The 18,402-nt window shown below is 69.9% G+C and carries 19 protein-coding genes and 1 riboswitch; of the genes, 9 read left to right on the top strand and 10 right to left on the bottom strand.

Going from position 1 to position 18,402, the window contains the following annotated elements:
* Together H1Q64_RS27930 and H1Q64_RS27925 are read right to left on the bottom strand one after the other, a co-directional pair.
* On the bottom strand, positions 1-786 hold the full coding sequence (locus H1Q64_RS27930; protein WP_237907661.1) for an SDR family oxidoreductase: 786 nt from the start codon (positions 784-786) through the stop codon (positions 1-3).
* A gap of 73 nt (positions 787-859) precedes the next feature.
* Complete coding sequence (locus tag H1Q64_RS27925) at positions 860-1,765, bottom strand: DMT family transporter (protein WP_237907716.1); 906 nt, start codon at positions 1,763-1,765, stop codon at positions 860-862.
* Between the two features lie 317 nt (positions 1,766-2,082).
* Between H1Q64_RS27925 and H1Q64_RS27920 the strand changes: the two genes are divergently transcribed.
* On the top strand, positions 2,083-2,265 hold the full coding sequence (locus H1Q64_RS27920; RefSeq protein ID WP_035680584.1) for a hypothetical protein: 183 nt from the start codon (positions 2,083-2,085) through the stop codon (positions 2,263-2,265).
* Positions 2,266-2,273: 8 nt separating this feature from the next.
* On the opposite strand, the gene H1Q64_RS27915 is transcribed toward H1Q64_RS27920, so the two are convergent.
* The 3 genes from H1Q64_RS27915 to H1Q64_RS27905 all read right to left on the bottom strand — a co-directional run bounded on the left by H1Q64_RS27915 (position 2,274) and on the right by H1Q64_RS27905 (position 4,710).
* On the bottom strand, positions 2,274-2,570 hold the full coding sequence (locus H1Q64_RS27915; protein ID WP_237907660.1) for a DUF1289 domain-containing protein: 297 nt from the start codon (positions 2,568-2,570) through the stop codon (positions 2,274-2,276).
* A 90-nt stretch (positions 2,571-2,660) separates the two neighbouring features.
* Positions 2,661-3,005 (bottom strand): hypothetical protein, encoded by a 345-nt coding sequence (locus tag H1Q64_RS27910; RefSeq protein ID WP_237907659.1) that lies wholly within the window; start codon positions 3,003-3,005, stop codon positions 2,661-2,663.
* A 16-nt stretch (positions 3,006-3,021) separates the two neighbouring features.
* Positions 3,022-4,710, bottom strand: a complete 1,689-nt coding sequence (locus tag H1Q64_RS27905) for a methyl-accepting chemotaxis protein (RefSeq protein WP_237907658.1) — start codon at positions 4,708-4,710, stop codon at positions 3,022-3,024.
* Between the two features lie 218 nt (positions 4,711-4,928).
* A riboswitch (yybP-ykoY riboswitch) is annotated at positions 4,929-5,049 on the top strand.
* Positions 5,050-5,133: 84 nt separating this feature from the next.
* Between H1Q64_RS27905 and H1Q64_RS27900 the strand changes: the two genes are divergently transcribed.
* Complete coding sequence (locus H1Q64_RS27900) at positions 5,134-5,697, top strand: manganese efflux pump MntP family protein (protein ID WP_114856783.1); 564 nt, start codon at positions 5,134-5,136, stop codon at positions 5,695-5,697.
* 26 nt (positions 5,698-5,723) lie between these two features.
* Here H1Q64_RS27900 and H1Q64_RS27895 read toward each other — a convergent pair whose 3' ends face one another.
* Both H1Q64_RS27895 and H1Q64_RS27890 read right to left on the bottom strand, forming a co-directional pair.
* Positions 5,724-6,149 (bottom strand): hypothetical protein, encoded by a 426-nt coding sequence (locus tag H1Q64_RS27895; RefSeq protein WP_237907657.1) that lies wholly within the window; start codon positions 6,147-6,149, stop codon positions 5,724-5,726.
* Between the two features lie 76 nt (positions 6,150-6,225).
* Positions 6,226-6,594, bottom strand: coding sequence for a hypothetical protein (locus H1Q64_RS27890; RefSeq protein WP_237907656.1), 369 nt, complete (start codon positions 6,592-6,594; stop codon positions 6,226-6,228).
* A 279-nt stretch (positions 6,595-6,873) separates the two neighbouring features.
* On the opposite strand from H1Q64_RS27890, the gene H1Q64_RS27885 reads away from it, so the two are divergent.
* The gene (locus H1Q64_RS27885) at positions 6,874-7,563 is read left to right on the top strand and encodes an alpha/beta fold hydrolase (protein ID WP_237907655.1); all 690 of its coding nucleotides are present in this window, start codon (positions 6,874-6,876) and stop codon (positions 7,561-7,563) included.
* 37 nt (positions 7,564-7,600) lie between these two features.
* Here the strand turns inward: H1Q64_RS27885 and H1Q64_RS27880 are convergent, their stop codons facing one another.
* Positions 7,601-7,801, bottom strand: a complete 201-nt coding sequence (locus tag H1Q64_RS27880; protein WP_237907654.1) for a hypothetical protein — start codon at positions 7,799-7,801, stop codon at positions 7,601-7,603.
* Between the two features lie 267 nt (positions 7,802-8,068).
* On the opposite strand from H1Q64_RS27880, the gene H1Q64_RS27875 reads away from it, so the two are divergent.
* On the top strand, positions 8,069-8,890 hold the full coding sequence (locus H1Q64_RS27875; protein ID WP_237907653.1) for a tellurite resistance TerB family protein: 822 nt from the start codon (positions 8,069-8,071) through the stop codon (positions 8,888-8,890).
* Positions 8,891-9,005: 115 nt separating this feature from the next.
* The gene (locus H1Q64_RS27870) at positions 9,006-9,599 is read left to right on the top strand and encodes an O-methyltransferase (protein ID WP_237907652.1); all 594 of its coding nucleotides are present in this window, start codon (positions 9,006-9,008) and stop codon (positions 9,597-9,599) included.
* A 12-nt stretch (positions 9,600-9,611) separates the two neighbouring features.
* Here the strand turns inward: H1Q64_RS27870 and H1Q64_RS27865 are convergent, their stop codons facing one another.
* Together H1Q64_RS27865 and H1Q64_RS27860 are read right to left on the bottom strand one after the other, a co-directional pair.
* On the bottom strand, positions 9,612-13,022 hold the full coding sequence (locus H1Q64_RS27865; RefSeq protein ID WP_237907651.1) for an acyl-[ACP]--phospholipid O-acyltransferase: 3,411 nt from the start codon (positions 13,020-13,022) through the stop codon (positions 9,612-9,614).
* Positions 13,023-13,025: 3 nt separating this feature from the next.
* Positions 13,026-13,607, bottom strand: coding sequence for a TetR/AcrR family transcriptional regulator (locus tag H1Q64_RS27860; protein WP_237907650.1), 582 nt, complete (start codon positions 13,605-13,607; stop codon positions 13,026-13,028).
* Positions 13,608-13,782: 175 nt separating this feature from the next.
* On the opposite strand from H1Q64_RS27860, the gene H1Q64_RS27855 reads away from it, so the two are divergent.
* The 4 genes from H1Q64_RS27855 (at position 13,783) to H1Q64_RS27840 (ending at position 18,297) form a co-directional block, all read left to right on the top strand.
* Positions 13,783-14,955 (top strand): M20 aminoacylase family protein, encoded by a 1,173-nt coding sequence (locus H1Q64_RS27855; RefSeq protein WP_237907649.1) that lies wholly within the window; start codon positions 13,783-13,785, stop codon positions 14,953-14,955.
* 306 nt (positions 14,956-15,261) lie between these two features.
* Complete coding sequence (locus H1Q64_RS27850; protein WP_237907648.1) at positions 15,262-16,587, top strand: NAD(P)/FAD-dependent oxidoreductase; 1,326 nt, start codon at positions 15,262-15,264, stop codon at positions 16,585-16,587.
* A gap of 2 nt (positions 16,588-16,589) precedes the next feature.
* Complete coding sequence (locus tag H1Q64_RS27845) at positions 16,590-17,102, top strand: L-2-amino-thiazoline-4-carboxylic acid hydrolase (protein ID WP_145624366.1); 513 nt, start codon at positions 16,590-16,592, stop codon at positions 17,100-17,102.
* Between the two features lie 82 nt (positions 17,103-17,184).
* Positions 17,185-18,297, top strand: coding sequence for an ABC transporter substrate-binding protein (locus H1Q64_RS27840; RefSeq protein WP_237907647.1), 1,113 nt, complete (start codon positions 17,185-17,187; stop codon positions 18,295-18,297).
* Positions 18,298-18,402 lie beyond the last annotated feature (105 nt).

Genomic DNA, 18,402 nt, shown 5'->3' with positions numbered 1-18,402 from the left:
TCAGCCGATCAGCAGGGACTCGGCGCCGTCGATCCAGACGGGGGTGCCGGTGATGTGCTTCGACCGGTCCGACGCCAGGAACAGCGCCAGTTCCGCCACGTCAGCGCTGCTGCCCGGCTTGCCGCGGGTCAGCGGAATTTCGCCGTCCGGATACTCGGCGGCCTCTTCGGCCTTCTCGGTGTTGCGCGCCTGGGTGTTGTCCTGGATCGCGGTGTCGATCATCCCCGGACAGATGGCGTTGACGCGGATGCGGTGCTTGGCCAGTTCCAGCGCCAGCATCTGGACCATGGCGACCTGCGCGGCCTTGGTGCAGGAATAGGCGGTGGCGCCGGCGTTGCTGAACACCCGCGTGCCGTTGATCGAGGCGGTCACCAGCACCGACCCGCCGCCCGCCTTCTTCAGATGCGGCACCGCGTGGTGCAGCGTCAGGTAGGTGCCGCGCAGGTTGATGTTGATGGTGCGGTCCCATTCCTCCGGAGTCAGCTCGTCGATGGGCGCCCAGACGCCGTTGATCCCGGCGTTGGCGAAGACGATGTCCAGCCGCCCGTATTCCTGGACCAGCCGGTCCACCGCCCGCTTCACGGCCTCGCTGTCGGCGACGTCGGCGACCAGGGGGATGGCCTTGCCGCCCGCCGCGGTGATCTCCTCCGCCGTCTTGCGGATCTCGTCCTCGGTACGGCTGAGCACGCCGACGCTTGCCCCGGCGCCGGCGAACAGGGTGGCGGACGCCTTGCCGATGCCCGACCCGGCCCCGGTGATAAGGGCGACTTTTCCGTTCAAATCCATGATGAAACCGGCTCCGCTGCTTGTGCTGGGACAGCAGAGCCAACCGATGGCGGCCGGGCCGGTTCCCGTCTTTCTAGGCGCCCGCGGCGGGCGCGCGGCGGTTCACCAGCCAGATGCCGACGCAGACCAGCAGCATCGCCGCGGCGAGGCTCGCGCTGACCCGCTCGCCCAGCAGCAGGGCGCCGGACAGCACGCCGAACAGCGGCGTCAGGAAGGTGAAGGCCGACAGGCGGGCCGCCGGGTAACGGGCGACCAGCCAGAACCAGGCGAGGTAGGAGGCGAAGGCCACCACCACGATCTGGAAGGCGAGGCAGGCCAGGGCCAGCGGGCCGGGCGCGGTCACCCCCGCCTCGCCCATCAGAAGCGAGGCCATCGGCATCACCGCCCCGGACACGGCGAGCTGGTAGAACAGCACCTTGGTCGAGCTGGCGCGGACCAGCTTGCTGCCCTTGATGACCAGGGTGGTGGCCGCCCACAGCACCGCCGCCGCCAGCACCATCAGGTCGCCGATCATCTCGCGGTTCGTCGGCAGGCGCAGCCCGTCGGCAAAGGCCACCGCCACCCCGACGAAGGCGCAGGCCAGCCCGGCCGCCTGTACGCCGCGCATCCGCTCCCCAGGCAGCAGCAGATGCGCGCCGACCGACACTAGGAAGGGTGCTGTGTAGAGGAACAGGATGCTGCGCGACACCGTGGTGTAGGACAGCCCGGTGTAGATCAGCAGGAATTCGCCGGCGAACAGTGCACCGGCCAGCAGGCCCAGCCCCAGCGTGCCGTCCCGCTCGAACAGGCGCATGCCGCGCAACGCCGCCCAGGCCCACAGCAGCGCCAGCGCGCCCAGCGAGCGCAACCCGCCCTGGAGCACCGGCGAGAATCCGGTCATGGCGACCTTGATGGCGACCTGCTGCAAGCCCCAGAGCAGGCAGAGCAGGACCAGCGTGGCGGAGGCGCCGCCGTCCAGCTCCGCACGGCGTTCGGTCATGGCGATAGCGGTCATGATGATGGCTGCGGCGGCGCGGCGGTCCACCGCCATCCCCACCGCACGTCCTCCCCGTTTTTCTTCCTTCGACGTGCAGAATGGGACGGCGCCGGGAAGCTGGTCAACGAGCGCCTGCGAAGGGCAGACCCGCGCGCGGACCGGGTGGCGCAGACGGACTTTTGTGCAATGCGGTACGCAGGCATGCCCATAATGCGCAGCTCACCACCGCTCCGAGGTTCATATTGAACGGGCAATCGACGGCGCTGCCTCTGCGGCGCCTGCCCCTCCCATGGCAAATCAACACCCGAAAAGGAACGGACGTGATCCACAAGATCATGGACAAGATCGACCGCGTCATCGCCCAGAAACGCGAGAACGGCGAGCTTGATGCTTGGCTTTCCAACGGCATGGCCCGCCGTTACTGCCAGGAACTGACGGCGTCACAGAGGCACTATTATCCCGCCCTGCTGCTGTATGTGGAACGGCACGCCGGGATCGGTTGAGGCGGTGTTCACTCCGCCGCTTTGACGACCGCTCCCTCCAGTTCCAACCGGCGGGCGCGCAGGGTGGCAAGCTTCGCATCCAGCTTGCGGATTTTCTTGTCGAGCTTCTTCGCCCGCTTGCCGTCCTTCTTGGAGACGGTGCCGCCGCGCGCGGCGATGCGGGCGTTGATCGCCGCCTTCGTCTCGTCCGGCAGGCGTTTCCAGTGCCTCACCTCCGCGCGGGTGCGGAAGCAGCCCATGCAGCGGTCCGCCGCGTCGTAGCGGCAGAGCTTCGTGCAGGGATTGCGGGTATCGTGCGTGCTCATAGCGCCATAGGATGGGTGCGGCAGGGCCGAAGGAAAAGCCCCGGCCGCCCCGTCCTGCGGACGATTCTCAAAAAAGCGGGTCTCCGATGATCAGGGCGTCACGCGCCCGGACAGGCAGGAGGCCCGCGCCCGCTCGTCCACCGCCACCGCCGCGGCGCCGGCTCCCCCCTCCCCGCCATAGAGCGCAGCGGGAAGCGGCCGGCCGGTGGCCTCGCCCTCCTTGCGGTGCCAGGACAGGATGCAGGAGCACACCCGCACCGCCGCCTCGGTGGAGCCGGTGTTCTGCGCGGCGAAGGGGCTGGCCTCGCAGGCCGCCAGGAAATCCCGGTTCGCGTCGGTCCGCCCACCGTCCGGCGGGTCGCCGCTGAAGACCAGCAACGCCGCCAGGGACGCGAAGAAGAACACGAACAGCAGCGAACGCGGGTTGCGGAACACGGGCGGAACCCTTTCTTCAGGCCGAGCGGATCTGCCGCAGGAACGCGCCGGCCTGCTCGCGCAGGGCCAGCGCCTGCCGACCGAGGTCGGCGGCGGCGGAGCGCACCTCCGACGCCATGGTGCCGGTCTCGTGCGCGGAGGCCGACACGTCGCGGACGCTGTGGGTCACCTCCGACGTGCGGTCGGCGGCGCGCTGGACGCTGCGGGCGATCTCACCGGTGGTGGCGTTCTGGCGGTCGGCGGAACCGGCGATGCGGCCGACCAGATCGTTGACCGCGACCACCGTGCGCCCGATGCCGCCGATAGCCGTCACCGCACTGCCGGTCACCGCCTGGATCTCCGCGACCTGCTGGGCGATCTCGTCGGTCGCCTTGGCGGTCTGGTTGGCGAGCCCCTTCACCTCGTTGGCGACGACAGCAAAGCCCTTGCCGGCCTCCCCCGCCCGCGCCGCCTCGATGGTCGCGTTGAGCGCCAGCAGGTTGGTCTGCGCGGCGATGCTCTGGATCAGCGTCACCACCTCCCCGATCTTGCCGGCGGCGGCGGCGAGCCCTTCGACCGTGTGGTTGGTGCGCTCCACCTCCTCCACCGCGTTGCGGACCATGCGGGAGGACTCGTCAATCTGACGGGACACCTCGACGATGGAGGCCGTCAGCTCCTCAGTCGCGCCGGCCACGGTCCGCACGTCGTCACTGGCCTCGCCCGCCGCACCGCTGACCGCGGCGGCCTGCCCGCTGCTGCTCTCGGCGATGCCATGCAGGCGCTGGGCGTTGGATTCAAGCTGGGCCGTGGTGGCGCTCAGCGTCTCGACGACGCTCAGCATCGTCCCTTCGAAGTTGCGGGCGACCGACTCCAGCGCGTCGCGGCGGTCCCGCTCGGCGCGGGCGCGCTCCTCCGCCTGGGCGGCGTCGAGCCGGGCGACCCGCTGTGCGTTCTCCTTGAAGACGCTCAGCGCCCGGGCCATGCCGCCGATCTCGTCCTTGCGGCCGAGCGCCGGGATCTCGACCGACAGGTTTCCCGTCGCCAGCCGCTCCATGGCGCCGCGCATGGCGGACAGCGGGCGGAAGATGCGCCGCGACAGCAGCAGACTGCCGCCGGCCACCAGCAGCGTCACCACGGCGCCCAGCCCGCCGATCATCGTCTGGGTGTCGCGGATCGGGGCGAAGAATTCTGCCCTCGGCACGCCGACATAGAGCACGCCGACCACCTTGCCCGCGCGGTCCTTGATCGGGTCGTAGGCGGTGTAGAAGGGAACGCCCAGGATGTCGGCCTGCCCGCGGTACGGCTCGCCCCGGACCAGCACCGAATCATAGACCGGTCCCTTGGCCAGCTTGGTGCCGACGGCGCGCCCGCCGTCCGGCTTCTGGACGTTGGTGGTGACCCGCGTGTCGCCCATGAACAGCGTGGCGGTGCCGCCGACCAGCGTCTTCACCCGGTCCACCGGCTCGAAGAAACCGTTCAGAGCCCGGTCGCCGGCATACAGCGTGCCGTCGCGAACGCTGATGTCGCTCCCGTACTGGTTCAGCACGTCCCAGGCGACGCGCATGTTCGTTTCCTGCCGCTCGACCGCCATGCGCTCCGCGTAGCGGCTCAGCAACGTTTCGTTGACAGCGAAGGTGGCGCTCGTCAATACGACCAGCCCACCGACACACAGCGACACCGTCTTGCCCGAAAGCGACAGCGAGCCGACCCCCGTCAGCAACCCCATGGCGAACCCCCGCGCCCAATGATGCCCATTGAATCCGAGCGTTTCGTACCCCAACGAACCGCAGCGGAATAAAAGCGTCAGAGGCTCTTAACAAATCGTTCTGCGCTGCACCATGCCTCACCCGCGGCGGAGCGCGGCCCATCCTTATTAGAGCGATTCAAATATATATGAACAGCTGTTCATATAGATTGACACCCAGACTCTCCGGCGTTAGGGTCCGCCCCGTCATTGGGGAGTAGCCACCCTCTAGCGAGAGGGGCGTGCGCCAACAGACTCGGGATCATCCTGCCTCAGGCGGTCCCGTGGCGCACGCGGCAGCCGGACAGAGTCCGGCCGGTTCGGCAAGACCGATGGTGCGGACGCTCCCGAAGGCCAACCGGGGGTAGCCGTGCTGTCGTGTCCGTTTGGCCGGAGTTCGTTGCCATGCTCGGTGTGACCTCCCTCGTCCTCGCCGTCAGCCTTTCCATGGACAGCTTCGCCGCGGCGTTGGGCCGTGGCGCCGTTCAGAAGCGTCCCGGCCTGTCCGAGGCGTTGCGGGTCGGTTTCGCCTTTGGCCTCTGCCAGCTGTCGATGGCCTCCATCGGCTGGGCGGTGGGTTCGGCCTTCGCCGGCTTTGTCCAGGCGGTGGATCACTGGATCGCCTTCGGCCTGCTGCTGCTGATCGGCGGCTCGATGATCCGGAACGCGCTCGCCGGGGAAGAGGACGACGAGGCTGCCGCCGCCCGCTCGGGCTGGCTGGCCCTGCTGACTGTGGCGGTGGCGACCAGCATCGACGCCAGCGCGGTGGGGGTCGGCCTCGCCATGGCGGACGTGAACATCGCGGTGACCGCCAGCCTGATCGGCGTGGTCACCTTCCTGATGGGCTTCGGCGGCGTCCTGCTGGGCCGGGCCGCCGGCCCGCTGCTGGGCCGCCGGGCGGAACTGATCGGCGGCCTCGGCCTGCTCGCCATCGGCACCAAGATCCTGGTCGAGCACACCCTGCTTTAACGTCCAACCTTCGGCGGTCGCCGTCCTCAGGCGGCGACGGCGTGGCTGGTGTGGCCGGCGGCGGCGGCGGCCACCGTCTGGGCGATCAGGCCCGGACGCTCCTGAACCCGGTCGCAGACGGCGCTGAAATCGATGGACAGCGCCCGCTCCCCGCGGTTGCTCAATTCGCCGCAACGCCGCCCGGCGTGATCCAGGGTCGCCACGGCGGCGCGGATGACTCCGGCCCCGATCTTCAACCGGCTGGCCCGTGCGGCCTCGGCGATGTGCGGCTCGTTCTGCGCCAGCCAGTGGGACAGCCCCTGCGCGGCCAGCGCGAATTCCCGCTCCAGCGCTGCCGGGTCGCACAGCACGGCACCGTTGGGCAGATGGAGTCGGCCATTGGCCGATGGGAGCGACAGCGCCGCCGCGATGATCGCGGAAGCCAGTTCCTGCCCGGAGAAGGGCGTCGTCATACAATCAATCATCATACAAGCGTTCATCGGTTCGCTCTCCAGCAGGACCCGGCGCCCACTCAGCGCACGGACAATGTCAGGGCACGGACAATTGCGCGCGGGCCATGCCGCCGTGCAGCGTGTCGAAGCAGACCACACACTCCGGCGAGTCGGCGATGTAGGCCAGAACGTCCGCATAGGGGCCGTCGATGTGGATGAGTTCCGCCCCGCGATCCTCCGCCGGCCCCCGGCTGTGGGTGATCGTCAGCATGTCCATGCGCGGGCCGCGCCCGCCGGTGGTCGCCGCCAGCACCGCGGCCCGCTGCCGATGATCAGAAAGGCGATGATCGGACGGCCGATGATCGGGGCGCAGGGCGACCACGACGCCGGCGGGAACGGCATCGTCGACACCGCGGACGGCGTTCGGACGGCTTCCGGAACGGACGGCGGAAAGGGTCTTGACCATGGCTCACCTCAAGGGCTCGGGCTGGCGATACGGACGGATTGGCTTGGCGGAAGGGGTGGACAATCGCCCCGACTCACTGTTGGTATACCGTATCCCAGAACAATCTTAGCTTCAAGGTCGATTTTGGGAAATTTTCATCCCGCTCCGCAGCAAGACACCGTTTGACCCCAGAGTCCGGGCGGCTTTTCCGCAGGGAGGAAAAGCGGAGGCTCCACGCTGGACAGGCGGGCGCGGGCGTGCTCAGAGGATAGGGTCGGTCACTGTCACGGGAATCGGTCCATGGACCCGGTCGCCACTTCCGTCATCCTCGTCCACGGCGCCTTCGCGGACGGCTCCGCCTGGAGCCGCGTGATCCCCCTGCTCCAGGCCCAGGGGCTGGAGGCGATCGCCGTGCAGAATCCGCTGACCTCGCTGGACGAGGATGTCGCCCACGTCCAGCGCGCCATCGACCGCACCAAAGGGCCAGTGGTGCTGGTCGGCCATTCCTGGGGCGGGGCGGTGATCACCCAGATCGGGAATCAGGACAAGGTGAAGGCGCTGGTCTATGTGGCGGCCTTCGCGCCGGGGATCGGCCAGTCGCCAAACGACACGCTGAAGCCTTTCCCGCCCTCGCCGGGCCTGTCCAGCGTGTCGATGGACCGTGCGGGCTATCTGCATTTGTCGGCGGAAAGTCTGGCAGCGAACTTCGCCCAGGATGTGCCGGCGGCGGAGGCGGCGCTGCTGGCCGCGACGCAGGGGCCGGTCCATGCCGGCTGCTTCCGCACGCGGGTGACCGCTGCGGCGTGGGAGCACAAGCCGTCTTGGTACATTGTCGCCAGCGAGGACCGGATGCTTCCTCCGGCCTTCCTGCGGGCGACCGCCGAGCGCATCGGCGCGCGGACGGTGGAGGTCGGGGCCAGCCACATCCCGCACGCCTCCCGGCCCGACGCGGTGGCGGCGGTGATCATCGAGGCGGCGGGCGCCCGCTGACGGGCACCCGACCGCTCCCGGTCATGGTTTCACGGCATCATCCGGCGGCGCAGCAGCAGGCGGGCTCCGGATCGGATTCGTCGTCGTTCGCGGCGAGGCAGCCGTGCGCAGTGCCCAGCAGGCGGTGAAGATAATCGTTCCACAGCGACCCGCAGGCCGGAGCGGCCGGTAGCGGCGGAGCGTACGGCGTCGGCGACAAGTCCAGCGGGGGTGGTTCCGCAGTCCGGTCGAAGGTCATGGGCGTCTCCTCCAAAATGCCGCCCGCCAACGGCGGGCGTCGGCGCTTGCTGCGCTCTGATGCGCGCCACGATAGCGGAAGTCAGTGTCCTGCACAGCCTGTTCGAAAGCCACCCCACCTCTGGCATAGAAGCCGTCATAGAAGAGGGATCGGCCGGCCAGGCCCATCATTGGCACCCTTAGCTGTGCCGTGACGCCAATCCCTTTCGTCTGTTGATGAGGCGCAAAGCTGCATCGACACGGACACCGATTAGGAGAGAGGCGCGCCATGGCGAATCTTCAGAACATCCTCGGCACCCTTCTGGCCACCGGCATGGGAGGGCACAGCCGCAGGAGCCCGCAGGATCTGGGGTCGATCCTGAACCGGTCGGGGATGGGCTCAGGATCGGCGATGCACGCCCGTAGCGGCATGGGCGTCGGCCCCATGGCCGGGCTGGGCGCGCTGGCCTACCTCGCCTACCGCGCCTATCAGGAGCGGCAGCAGAATATGCCGCCCTCCGCGCAGCCTTCCTCCGGACAGACGCCGGCCCGCTCCGGGCAGCCGGGGACCAGCCCATGGGGGGCGCCGCCGTCCGGTTCGGGCAACACGCCGGGGGGAATCCTCGGCGGCATCCTCGGCGGGGCCGGCGCTTCCGGCGGCGGATCGCTGGGCGAGCGGCTGTCCCAGGTCTTCCAGCAGCGCACCGCTCCCCCGCCCGACGCCGCCCCGGCGGGCGCCGGCGAGGGCGCCTTTCCCGAACTCGCCATGGAGGACCAGCACGCCCTGCTGCTGATCCGCGCCATGATCGCCGCCGCCAACGCCGACGGCGAGATTTCCCCGGCCGAGCGCCAGCGCGTCATGTCCGCCCTGGACGAGGCCGGCGGCGGGGCGGAGGAACGGGAGATCGTCGAGCGCGAACTGTCCCAGCCGCAGTCGCTCGACTCGCTGGTCCGCTCCGTCACCGATCCGGACATGGCGGAGCAGGTCTACTTGGCCTCGCTGATGGCGGTGGACCGTGAGCATGAGGCGGAACGCGCCTATCTCACCTACCTCGCCACCCGCCTGAAGATCGCTCCGCAACGCGCCGAGCAGCTCAACCAAGCGGCGTGACCGCTCCAACCGCAAAGCCCTCTCCTGCAACATGGCGGGAGAGGGCTTTCTATTGACCCCACGGCCACACTCGGCGCAGGGTCTTGGCCCTACCTCCGCCACCGGGACCAACACCATGCTGCTGGATGACGCCGTCGACCGCGTGCTCCGCGATCTTGAGAGCTATGGGCGCGACAACGACGCGCGCGAGGGCGACCGCGCCCGCAAGATGCTGAATCTGGAGCGCGAGACGGCGGAGCTTCTGCACATCCTGGTGCGCAGCGGCCGGCGGCGCCGGGTGCTGGAGATCGGCACCTCCAACGGCGTCAGCACCTTGTGGCTCGCCGCGGCGTTGCAGGCCATCGGCGCCACCGACCCGCTGACCAGCATCGAACGCGATCCGGGCAAGAGCGCCCAGGCCGCCACCAACCTGGAACGCGCCGGGCTGGCCAGCCGCGTCAACCTGCTGGTCGGCGACGCGACGGAGACGGTGGCCGGGCTGGACGGCCCCTTCGACTGCGTGTTCTTCGACGCCGACCGCTGGAGCGCCCCGGAGCAGCTTCGCCTCCTGCTGCCGAAGCTGGAGCCGGATTGCCTGCTGCTCGCCGACAACGCCCTGTCCCACCCGCAGGAGATCGCCGGCTACATCGCGGCGGTGGAGGCCCTGCCCGGCTTCGGCACGACCATCTTCCCGGTGGGCAAGGGGCTGCACGTCGCCTGCCGCCCCTGACCTCACCGTTCGTCAGGCCGTCTCTCTCGCCAGCATTTCCGCGGCCAGCCGGCTGACGGCGGGGTAATCGGTCTTGCCGGTGCCGAGCAGGGGGATCGTCTCCACCCGCAGCACGTCGCGGGGAATGGCGATCTCCGGCGCTCCCTTGGCCTTGGCCGCCGACGCCAGCGCGTCGCGCGTCAGACCGGTGCCGGCGGTGACCAGGACGATCCGCTCGCCGCGCCGGGCGTCCGGCAGGGCGATGGCGGCGTGGGCGGCGTCCGGTTCGGCCTGGAGCGCCAATTCCTCGACCAGCCCCAGCGGGACCATCTCACCGGCCACCTTGGCGAAGCGCTTGACGCGCCCGACGATGCGGATGAAGCCGTCGGCGTCGATGTCCACGATGTCGCCGGTGTCGTGCCAGCCGTCCTCTGGCGGCTCCACCACGCCGGGGTTGTCGGCGCGCATGTAGCCCTTCATGACGTTCGGCCCGCGCACCCGCAGCCGCCCGCCCACCGGCACGCCGGGGACCGGAAGCAGCTCCGTCTCGATGCCGGGCAGGGCCTGCCCGACCGTGCCGGGGCGGAAGCGGGCCGGCGTGTTGACGGCGATCACCGGGGCGGTTTCGGTGGTGCCATAGCCTTCCAGCAGATGCACCCGCAGCCGTTCCGTGTAGGTGCGGCGCGTCTCCTCCTGCAACCGCTCGGCCCCGGCAAAGACCAGCCGCAGCGAGCGGAAATCGTAGGGGTCCGCCGCCCGCGCCCAGGCGTTCAGGAAGAAGTCCGTGCCGAACAGCACGGTGGCGTTGGTCTGGTAGACCAGCTCCGGGATCAGCCGGACGTGGCGCGGGTTGGGGTAAAGCACCGTCTTCACCCCGTTCAGGATCGGCAGCAGCATCCCGCCGAGCAGCCCGAAGGAGTGGAAGACCGGCAGGCAGTTGAACACCACGTCCTGCCGCGTGAAGTCGACGACCGAGGCCACCTGAGCCATGTTGGCGAGCAGATTGTCGTGGGTCAGCGCCACGCCCTTGGGAGGCCCCTCCGACCCCGAGGTGAAGAGGATCGCCGCCACGTCGTCCGGCTGGCCCTGCGGGGGCAGGAAGCGCTCCGGCGCCACCGAGGCGGCCAGCGCCCGCAGCTTGTCGCCGATGCCCAGCCCGCGCTTCACGTCCTCCAGATAGACGATGCTGTGCTCGGCGGCCAGCGCCTCGACCAGCGGGCCGAGCCGCCCCATCTCCACGAAGCGGGCCGAGGTGACGATGCGGCGCAGCCTGGCGGCGCGGCAGGCCGCCTTCACGGCCTCCGCCCCGGCGGTGAAATTCAGCATCGCCGCCGGCCGCCCATAGGCCGCCAGTCCGAAAAACACCGCCGCGGTCGGCGAGGCGGTCGGCAGCAGCACGCCCACCGCCTCCCCCGGTTCGGTTCCGCGGGCCAGGATGCGGCCGAGCACCAGGGAACGCGCGGTCAGGGCGCGGTAGGACAGTGTGGTGAAGTCGCCGTCCTGCACCGCCGCCTTGCCCCAGCCGGTCTTCCGCCCGGCCTCCAGCAGGGCGAGCGCCAGCGTGTCGGGCCGCTGCCCGGCGGCGAAGACGGTTTCCGTCATGACGCGCGACAGCCAGGACTTCAGCGCCGCCCGCCGCTTCTTGCCGGCCAGCCCGGTCACGTCCGGGGTGGCGACCGGCGGCATGACCGTGATGGTGATCCGCGGGAACAGCCCCAGCCGCAGCCGCCCGTGCATCCGCGACAGGATGGAGCGCTGCGCCCCCTCGATGCAGACCGGCACGATGGGGCAGCCCGCCTTGTCGGCCAGCATGCCGGGACCGCCGTTGATCTTCATCAGCGAGCCGGTGACGGTGATCCGCCCCTCCGGGAAGATGCAGATCTTGTGGCCCTCGGCCAGGGTGCGGGCGAGCAGGCGTGTGCCCATCGGCTTGGTCGGGTCGATGGTCACATGGTCGGCCAGCGCCAGGAAGGGCTTGGCCCAGGCCTGCTGCGCGATGAAGCTGTCCACGGCGAAGCGCATCCCCGGCAGGAAGGCGGCCAGCAGGGCGCCGTCCAGGAAGGACTGGTGGTTCGGCGTGACGACCGCCGCCCCCTCCAGCCGCTCCAGATGCTCGGCTCCGCGCAGTTCGACGCGGAAGGCCAGCCGGAAGAAGGCGCGGGCCAGCGCCCGTCCCAGGCCCACCGCGTCGATGGCGAGCGCCAGGACGACGGCGGCCAGCATGCTCGCTCCGCCCCAGGCGGCGACGGTCAACGGCGTGATGCCCAGCGCCAACATGGCCGCCGCGATGCCCGAGCCGACCACCATGAACAGCGCGTTGACCACGTTGGCCGCCGCGATCACCCGGGCGCGGGCCGAGGCCGCCGCGCGATGCTGGATCAGCGCGTAGAGCGGCACGGCGAAGGCGCCGCCCGCCGCGGCGATCAGGAACAGGTCGGCCAGCAGCGGCATCGCCCAGGGCTGGGCCAGCAGCGCCAGCGCCGACAGCGGCGCCGCCGACGGAACGTCGGGCGTCAGGAAAGGCAGCGCCGCCCCGGCCACAGCCGCGACGAGGCCCGCCAGGGCGGCGCGGCGCGCGTCGGAGCGCGACGGCACCCGGTGCCCCAGCCCGGCATAGACCGAGCCGACCGCCACGCCGACAGCGAAGACCGCCAGCAGCAGGGTCGCCCCCTCGCTGTCCGTCCCCAGCGTCTCCCGCGCGATGGCCGGGAACTGCGCCATGACGACCGCGCCGACGCCCCAGAAGACGGAGATGCCATAGATGGCCCGCATCGACACGCGGTCCTGCGCGGTGGCGCGCAGCACGCGCAGGGTGACCGACACCGGGTTCAGCCCGACGCGCACCGTCCGGTCGGCGTTGCCGGCCCGCGGAATCAGCAGCGACGCCGCCAGCCCGCCCAGCGCCGTTGCCCCGAGCAGTCCCGGAAGCGCCAGCGGGTGGGCCAGAGCGAGCGAACCGCCGGCGATGGTGCCCAGCAGGATCGCCACGAAGGTCCCGGCCTCCACCAGACCGTTGCCGGCGGTCAGCTCCTCCGGCTTCAGCAAATCGGGGAGCAGGCCATACTTGACCGGCCCGAAGACGGTGGAGTGGGCGCCCATGCCGACCAGCGCGGCGATCAGCACGCCGAGGTCGGCGCGCATGATGCCCCAGGCGGCGATCGCCATCAGGCCGATCTCCGCCACCTTCACGGCGCGGGCGATCAGCGTGCGGTCGAAGCGGTCGGCCAGTTGGCCGGCGGTCGCCGAGAAGAGCAGGAAGGGCACGGTGAAGGCCGCCGCGGCGAGCGTCGAGATCAGCGCGCCGTCGCCCGCCGTCCCCGCCATGCCATAGACGGCCAGGACCGCGATGGCGCCGCGCAGCACGTTGTCGCCGAATGCGCCGAGGAACTGCGTCACGAACAGCGGCAGGAAGCGCCGCGTGGCGAGAAGGCCGAGTTCGCTCATGCGTCAGGCTCCCTTTCCGATGGACAGGCCGCGCAGCAGCGCGTCGGCGACCGTGTCGGCCAGCGTGCCGAGCGGGACCGTCTGCCGTCCGTAAACGTGCGACTGGATGTTGAGGACGATGGCGCCGATGACGGTGTGAGCCAGGGCCTCGCGGTCGGCATCGACGATGCTTCCCTCCGCGATGCCGTCGCCGACGATGGCGCAGACCACGTCCACCGGCGTTTCCAAGCCTTCGGGAACCAACGGCAGTGCGTCGTGCTGCGACAGCAGGAGGAAGCGCGCGCGGTCCGGCGCCGCCTCGGCCAGCCCGAAGGCCCAGACGATGACGCGGCGCAGCCGCTGCGGCGCCGGCCCGCTCCCCGCCGCCGCGCGCAGGTCATGCGACAGGGCGGTGTATTCGGCGGCGAACAGGGCGGCGGCAAGATCCTCCTTGCTGGCCCAATGGCGGTACAGCGCCCCCTCCGACACCCCGGCGGCGCGGGCGATGTCCTTGATGGTGGTCGCCTTCACCCCCTTCTGGGCGAACAGCGCGATGGCGGCGTCCCGGACCTTGTGGCGGGCATCGTTGCGGACATCTTTGGACATGGCGTTCCCGTTGGCGGCGGGCATCATGAGTGAATGTTCACTCACATCCTGCACGGAACGGCGCGGTCCTGCAAGGGTGATGTGACGGCACCGCATCGTCACACGCTTTGCACGGCGGGTGCTTTTTTGGGCAAGATCATTCGCACACACTCATGAAACACAGGGAACCAGGGACATGGTGAGGACGATCGACGGGACGGAGGCGCTGACGGCCGACATGACCGCGTGGCGGCGCGACCTGCACGCCCACCCGGAAACGGCCTTCGAGGAGGAGCGGACCAGCGATTTCGTCGCGGAGAAGCTGGCCTCCTTCGGGCTGGAGGTTCACCGCGGCCTCGCCAAGACCGGCGTGGTCGGCGTGCTGCGCAACGGCGAGGGGCCGGCGGTCGCCTTCCGCGCCGACATGGACGCCCTGCACATCCACGAGCAGACCAACCTGCCCCACGCCTCCCGCAATCCGGGGCGGATGCACGCCTGTGGGCACGACGGGCACACGGCGATGCTGCTGGGCGCGGCGCGCCACCTGTCGGCGCATCCGAACTTCCAGGGCACCATCGCCTTCGTCTTCCAGCCCGCGGAGGAGAACGAGGGCGGCGGGCGCGTGATGGTCGAGGACGGGCTATTCGAGAAATTCCCCGTCGATCAGGTCTACGGCATGCACAACTGGCCGGGCCTGGAGGTCGGCAAGATCGCGCTGCGCCCCGGCCCGATCATGGCCGCCTACGACATCTTCGAACTGACCCTGACCGGCAAGGGCACCCACGCCGCCATGCCCCATCTGGGCACCGACACGATCCTGGCCGGCACCCAGATCGTCAACGCCTGGCAGACCATCGCCAGCCGCAGCGTGCATCCCGTCGATTCCGCCGTGGTCAGCGTCACGCAGTTCCACGCCGGCGATACGTGGAATGTCCTTCCCGCCACCGCCGTCCTGCGTGGAACGACCCGCACCTTCCGCAAGGAGGTGCAGGACATGGTAGAGCGGCGCATGGGCGAACTGGCCAAGGCCATCGCCAGCGGCTTCGGGGTCGAGGCGGAGCTGCGCTACGAGCGCCGCTACCCCTCCACGGTGAACGAGACCGGGGCGACCGAACTGGCCCGCCGCGCCGCCGCCGGAGTCGTCGGCGAATCGGGGCTGGACCTGGACCCGATGCCCAGCATGGGTGCTGAGGATTTCGCCTTCATGCTGCAGCAGCGGCCCGGCTGCTACGTCTGGGTCGGCGCCGGGTCGTCGGACGGCGGGCGCAACCTGCACAGCCCGCATTACGACTTCAACGACGCGGTCCTGCCCATCGGCCTCAGCTATTGGGTGCGTCTGGCCGAAACGGTGCTGCCGCGCGCGGCGTGACGGCAAGCGAGAGTCCCCTCTCCCCTCTGGGGAGAGGGCTAGGGTGAGGGGGTTGCGCTTGTGCCGAACGTTCCGCCACGCGCAGCCCCTTCACCGGCCCTACGGGCCACCCTCTCCCCAAAGGGGAAAGGGTTACAAATGCTCAAGGCGAACACTGCGGGCCAGCTTGTACAAACCATTCCTATCTCCCTATGGTTTGTGTATGAAACAGGAAAATTACCGCGCCCCGTCCATGGTAATTGCCCGAGTATGCAATTTGTCCCATGATCGGGCCGATTTCACCCGACAGACGTGGGACAAGGCACGGTGAAGGCGATAGAGAACAAGACCGGTGTTCCTGGAACCGGCGGCATCTGGCAGCGGCCCGACTCCCTGTGGGAGGCCACGGCCCCGCCGCCGCCGGCCCTTCCGGCGCTCAAAGACGCGGTGGAAGCCGACCTGCTGGTGATCGGCGGCGGCTTCACCGGCCTGTCGGCGGCCCTGCACGCCGCCGAATCGGGCAAGCGTGCCGTCGTCCTGGAGGCGTCGGAGATCGGGCGCGGCGCGTCCGGGCGCAACAACGGGCAGGTCATCCCGACCCTGACCCGCCCCGACCCCGAAGACCTCGTCGCCAAGTTCGGGCCGGAGCGGGGCGAACGCTTCGTCGCGCTGATCCGCGACAGCGCCGAGACCCTCTTCGCCCTGATTCGCCGTCTGGGCATCGACTGCGCGGCCGAGCAGACCGGCTGGGTGCAGCCGGTCCATTCGCCGGGCCGCATCGCCATCGCCGAACGGCGGGCGAGGCAGTGGGGCAGCCGCGGCGCCCCGGTGGAGCTTCTCGACCGCGCCGGCATTTCGGATCTGCTGGGCACCGACGCCTATTACGGCGGCTGGATGAACCGCAGCGGCGGCCACGTCAACCCGCTGGCGCTGGCCCGCGGGCTGGCCGGCAAGGCGGTCGAGGGCGGCGCGTCGGTCTATATCAACTCACCCGTCCTGTCGGTGGAGCGGCGCGGCGACCGCTGGGTCGCCCGCACGCCGGACGGCTCGGTGACCGCCCATGCCCTGGTGCTGGGCACCAACGGCTATGCCGCCGCCGTCTTCCCGGAGATTCGGACGGAGGTCGTGCCCGTCCTGTCCTGGCAGATGGCCACCCAGCCGCTGGACGAGGCGCAGCGGCGCAGCATCCTGCCGGGCCGTCAGGCCATGTCGGACACCCACGGCGACCTGCGCTTCATGCGCTACACCGCCGACCACCGGCTGGTCAGCGGCGGCGCGCTGCTGGTTCCCATCGACGGGGCGGACCGGCTGCGGCGCATCGTCGGGCTCCGGCTGGCCTCAATGTTCCCCACCCTGCGCGGCCTGCGGTTCGACCATGTGTGGAACGGGCGGATCGCCATGACCACCGATTACACCCCGCGGGTCCACCAGCTCGGCCCCAACGCCTTCACCTGGGCGGGCTGCAACGGGCGCGGCGTCGCCCTGTCCGTCTCGCTGGGGCGGGAGCTGGCCTACGCTGCGCTGGGCCGCGATCCGGCAGAGCTGGCGCTGCCGCTGACCGAGCCGCGCCCCCTGCCCTTCAACGACCTGCTGCAACGCATCGGTCCGTTCAAACTCCTGCAATACCGCTGGAACGACATCCGGGAAATCTGACGATGACTGAAGACACCAAGCCGCCCGCCGCCCCGGACCACGCCACGCAGCTCCGCAACGCCTACGCGATGCGGGCCGCGTCCTATGCCCACATGTTCGACGTGCTGCGCGAGCGCTATGGCACCGACACGGCGCTGGACATCGGGCGCGAGGCGACCCGCCGCCTGGGCGAGGCGATGGGCGTGAAGTACGCGGCGCACGGCCCCGACGACCTGGCCGGCCTGTGCCACGCCTTCCTCGACGGCATTCCCAACCGCGATTCCATGTTCGCGCCGGAGATCAAGCGCTGCGACGGCGACGCGCTGGAGATCCATTTCCACCGCTGCCCCCTGAAGGAGGCCTGGCAGGCCCAGGGCAAGTCCGACGAGGATCTGGAGCTGCTCTGCAACATGGCCGGCGCCATCGACGGCGGCCTGTTCGAGGCGGCCGGCTTCGTCTTCCGTGGCGAGACCTGGAAGCCCGGCGACGAGGGCTGTTGCCGCCTGAAGGTCCTGCCCGGCCCCAAGGCCGCCTGATCCGCCGAGTAAGCCACCCAACCGTACGACGCTGCCCAACACCGGCCTCGAAGCCGGCCTTCACAAGAAAGGTTCACCCGCGATGACCGCCCTGAAGACCGCCTCCCTCGCCGCCCTGATGACCGGTGCGCTTGCCGGCACCGCCCTGGCCGCCGACACCGTGAAGATCGGCTACCAGCTGCCGCTGACCGGCGAGACTGCCCAGTACGGCCAGGACTTCCGCAAGGCCGCCGAGATCGCGCTGACCGAGTTCAACGCGTCCGGCAAGCCCTTCAAGGCGGAGATCGTCTTCGAGGACAGCCGCTCCGACGCCAAGGAGGGCACCAACATCGCCCGCAAGTTCGTGGACGACAAGGAGATCGTCGGCGTGCTGGGCGACTTCACCTCGGGCGTGTCGATGGCCTCGGCGCAGGTCTACAAGGACGCCGGGATGCCGCAGCTCTCGCAGACGGCCTCGCACCCCGACTACACCAAGATCTCCAAGTACCAGTTCCGCAACATCGCCACCCAGGCGCAGGAAGGCCCCTACAACGCCAAGTGGATGCTGTCCAAGGGCTACAAGAACATCGCCGTCATCGCCGAGCAGACCGACTGGGGCCAGTCCGTCGTCTCCGGCTTCACCGACGGCGTGAAGGCCAACGGCGGCACGGTGGTCTTCTCCGAGTTCTTCAACCGCGGCCTGAAGGACTACCGCTCGCTGATCAGCAAGTTGGAGCGCGCAAAGCCGGACGCCATCTACACCGGCTTCTTCTACGAGGACGGCGCGCAGTTCCTGCGTCAGGTGCAGCAGCTCGGCATCAAGACCCCGGTCTACTCCACCTCGGCCGCCTACAGCCCGAAGCTGATCGAGCTGGCCGGCGAAGCCGCGGAGGGCGTGCACCTGACCTCCAACTTCCTGCCGACCGACCCGGCCCCGCACATCCAGCATTTCGTGACGGAGTGGAAGGCCGCCTCCAACGGCGCGGTTCCGGGCCAGTTCCCGGCCCAGGCCTATGACGCCGTGCGCATCATGCTGGCCGCGGTCGAGAAGGCCTACCCGAACCCGACCCGCGAGAAGGTGCGCGACGCCCTGGCCCAGACCAAGGACTTCGCCGGCGTGACCGGCAAGACCAGCTTCAGCGCCGACCGCGAGGCCGAGAAGGAGCTGGTGAAGGTCGAGGTCAAGGGCGGCGCCTTCGTGCCGGTCGCCGACTGACCGGCGCCCTCCTTCCGACCCGATGGCCTAAAGCGAACTTCCGTTCGCTTTAGGCTCATATCACCTCATTCGCCGGTGGGCTCCGGTCGCACATGCGACCGGGAC

The organism is Azospirillum brasilense (genome assembly GCF_022023855.1).
In the GTDB taxonomy this organism is placed as follows: Bacteria; Pseudomonadota; Alphaproteobacteria; order Azospirillales; family Azospirillaceae; genus Azospirillum; species Azospirillum brasilense_F.
This window is presented reverse-complemented; position numbering and strand designations above follow the sequence as displayed.

Coding starts and splice junctions, on each gene's coding strand:
- H1Q64_RS27930 (WP_237907661.1), bottom strand. CDS start 786: ATGGATTTGAACGGAAAAGTCGCCCTTATCACCGGGGCCGGGTCGGGC.
- H1Q64_RS27925 (WP_237907716.1), bottom strand. CDS start 1,765: ATGACCGAACGCCGTGCGGAGCTGGACGGCGGCGCCTCCGCCACGCTG.
- H1Q64_RS27915 (WP_237907660.1), bottom strand. CDS start 2,570: ATGAGCACGCACGATACCCGCAATCCCTGCACGAAGCTCTGCCGCTAC.
- H1Q64_RS27905 (WP_237907658.1), bottom strand. CDS start 4,710: ATGGGGTTGCTGACGGGGGTCGGCTCGCTGTCGCTTTCGGGCAAGACG.
- H1Q64_RS27900 (WP_114856783.1), top strand. CDS start 5,134: ATGCTCGGTGTGACCTCCCTCGTCCTCGCCGTCAGCCTTTCCATGGAC.
- H1Q64_RS27895 (WP_237907657.1), bottom strand. CDS start 6,149: ATGACGACGCCCTTCTCCGGGCAGGAACTGGCTTCCGCGATCATCGCG.
- H1Q64_RS27890 (WP_237907656.1), bottom strand. CDS start 6,594: ATGGTCAAGACCCTTTCCGCCGTCCGTTCCGGAAGCCGTCCGAACGCC.
- H1Q64_RS27885 (WP_237907655.1), top strand. CDS start 6,874: ATGGACCCGGTCGCCACTTCCGTCATCCTCGTCCACGGCGCCTTCGCG.
- H1Q64_RS27880 (WP_237907654.1), bottom strand. CDS start 7,801: ATGACCTTCGACCGGACTGCGGAACCACCCCCGCTGGACTTGTCGCCG.
- H1Q64_RS27875 (WP_237907653.1), top strand. CDS start 8,069: ATGGCGAATCTTCAGAACATCCTCGGCACCCTTCTGGCCACCGGCATG.
- H1Q64_RS27870 (WP_237907652.1), top strand. CDS start 9,006: ATGCTGCTGGATGACGCCGTCGACCGCGTGCTCCGCGATCTTGAGAGC.
- H1Q64_RS27865 (WP_237907651.1), bottom strand. CDS start 13,022: ATGAGCGAACTCGGCCTTCTCGCCACGCGGCGCTTCCTGCCGCTGTTC.
- H1Q64_RS27860 (WP_237907650.1), bottom strand. CDS start 13,607: ATGTCCAAAGATGTCCGCAACGATGCCCGCCACAAGGTCCGGGACGCC.
- H1Q64_RS27855 (WP_237907649.1), top strand. CDS start 13,783: ATGGTGAGGACGATCGACGGGACGGAGGCGCTGACGGCCGACATGACC.
- H1Q64_RS27845 (WP_145624366.1), top strand. CDS start 16,590: ATGACTGAAGACACCAAGCCGCCCGCCGCCCCGGACCACGCCACGCAG.
- H1Q64_RS27840 (WP_237907647.1), top strand. CDS start 17,185: ATGACCGCCCTGAAGACCGCCTCCCTCGCCGCCCTGATGACCGGTGCG.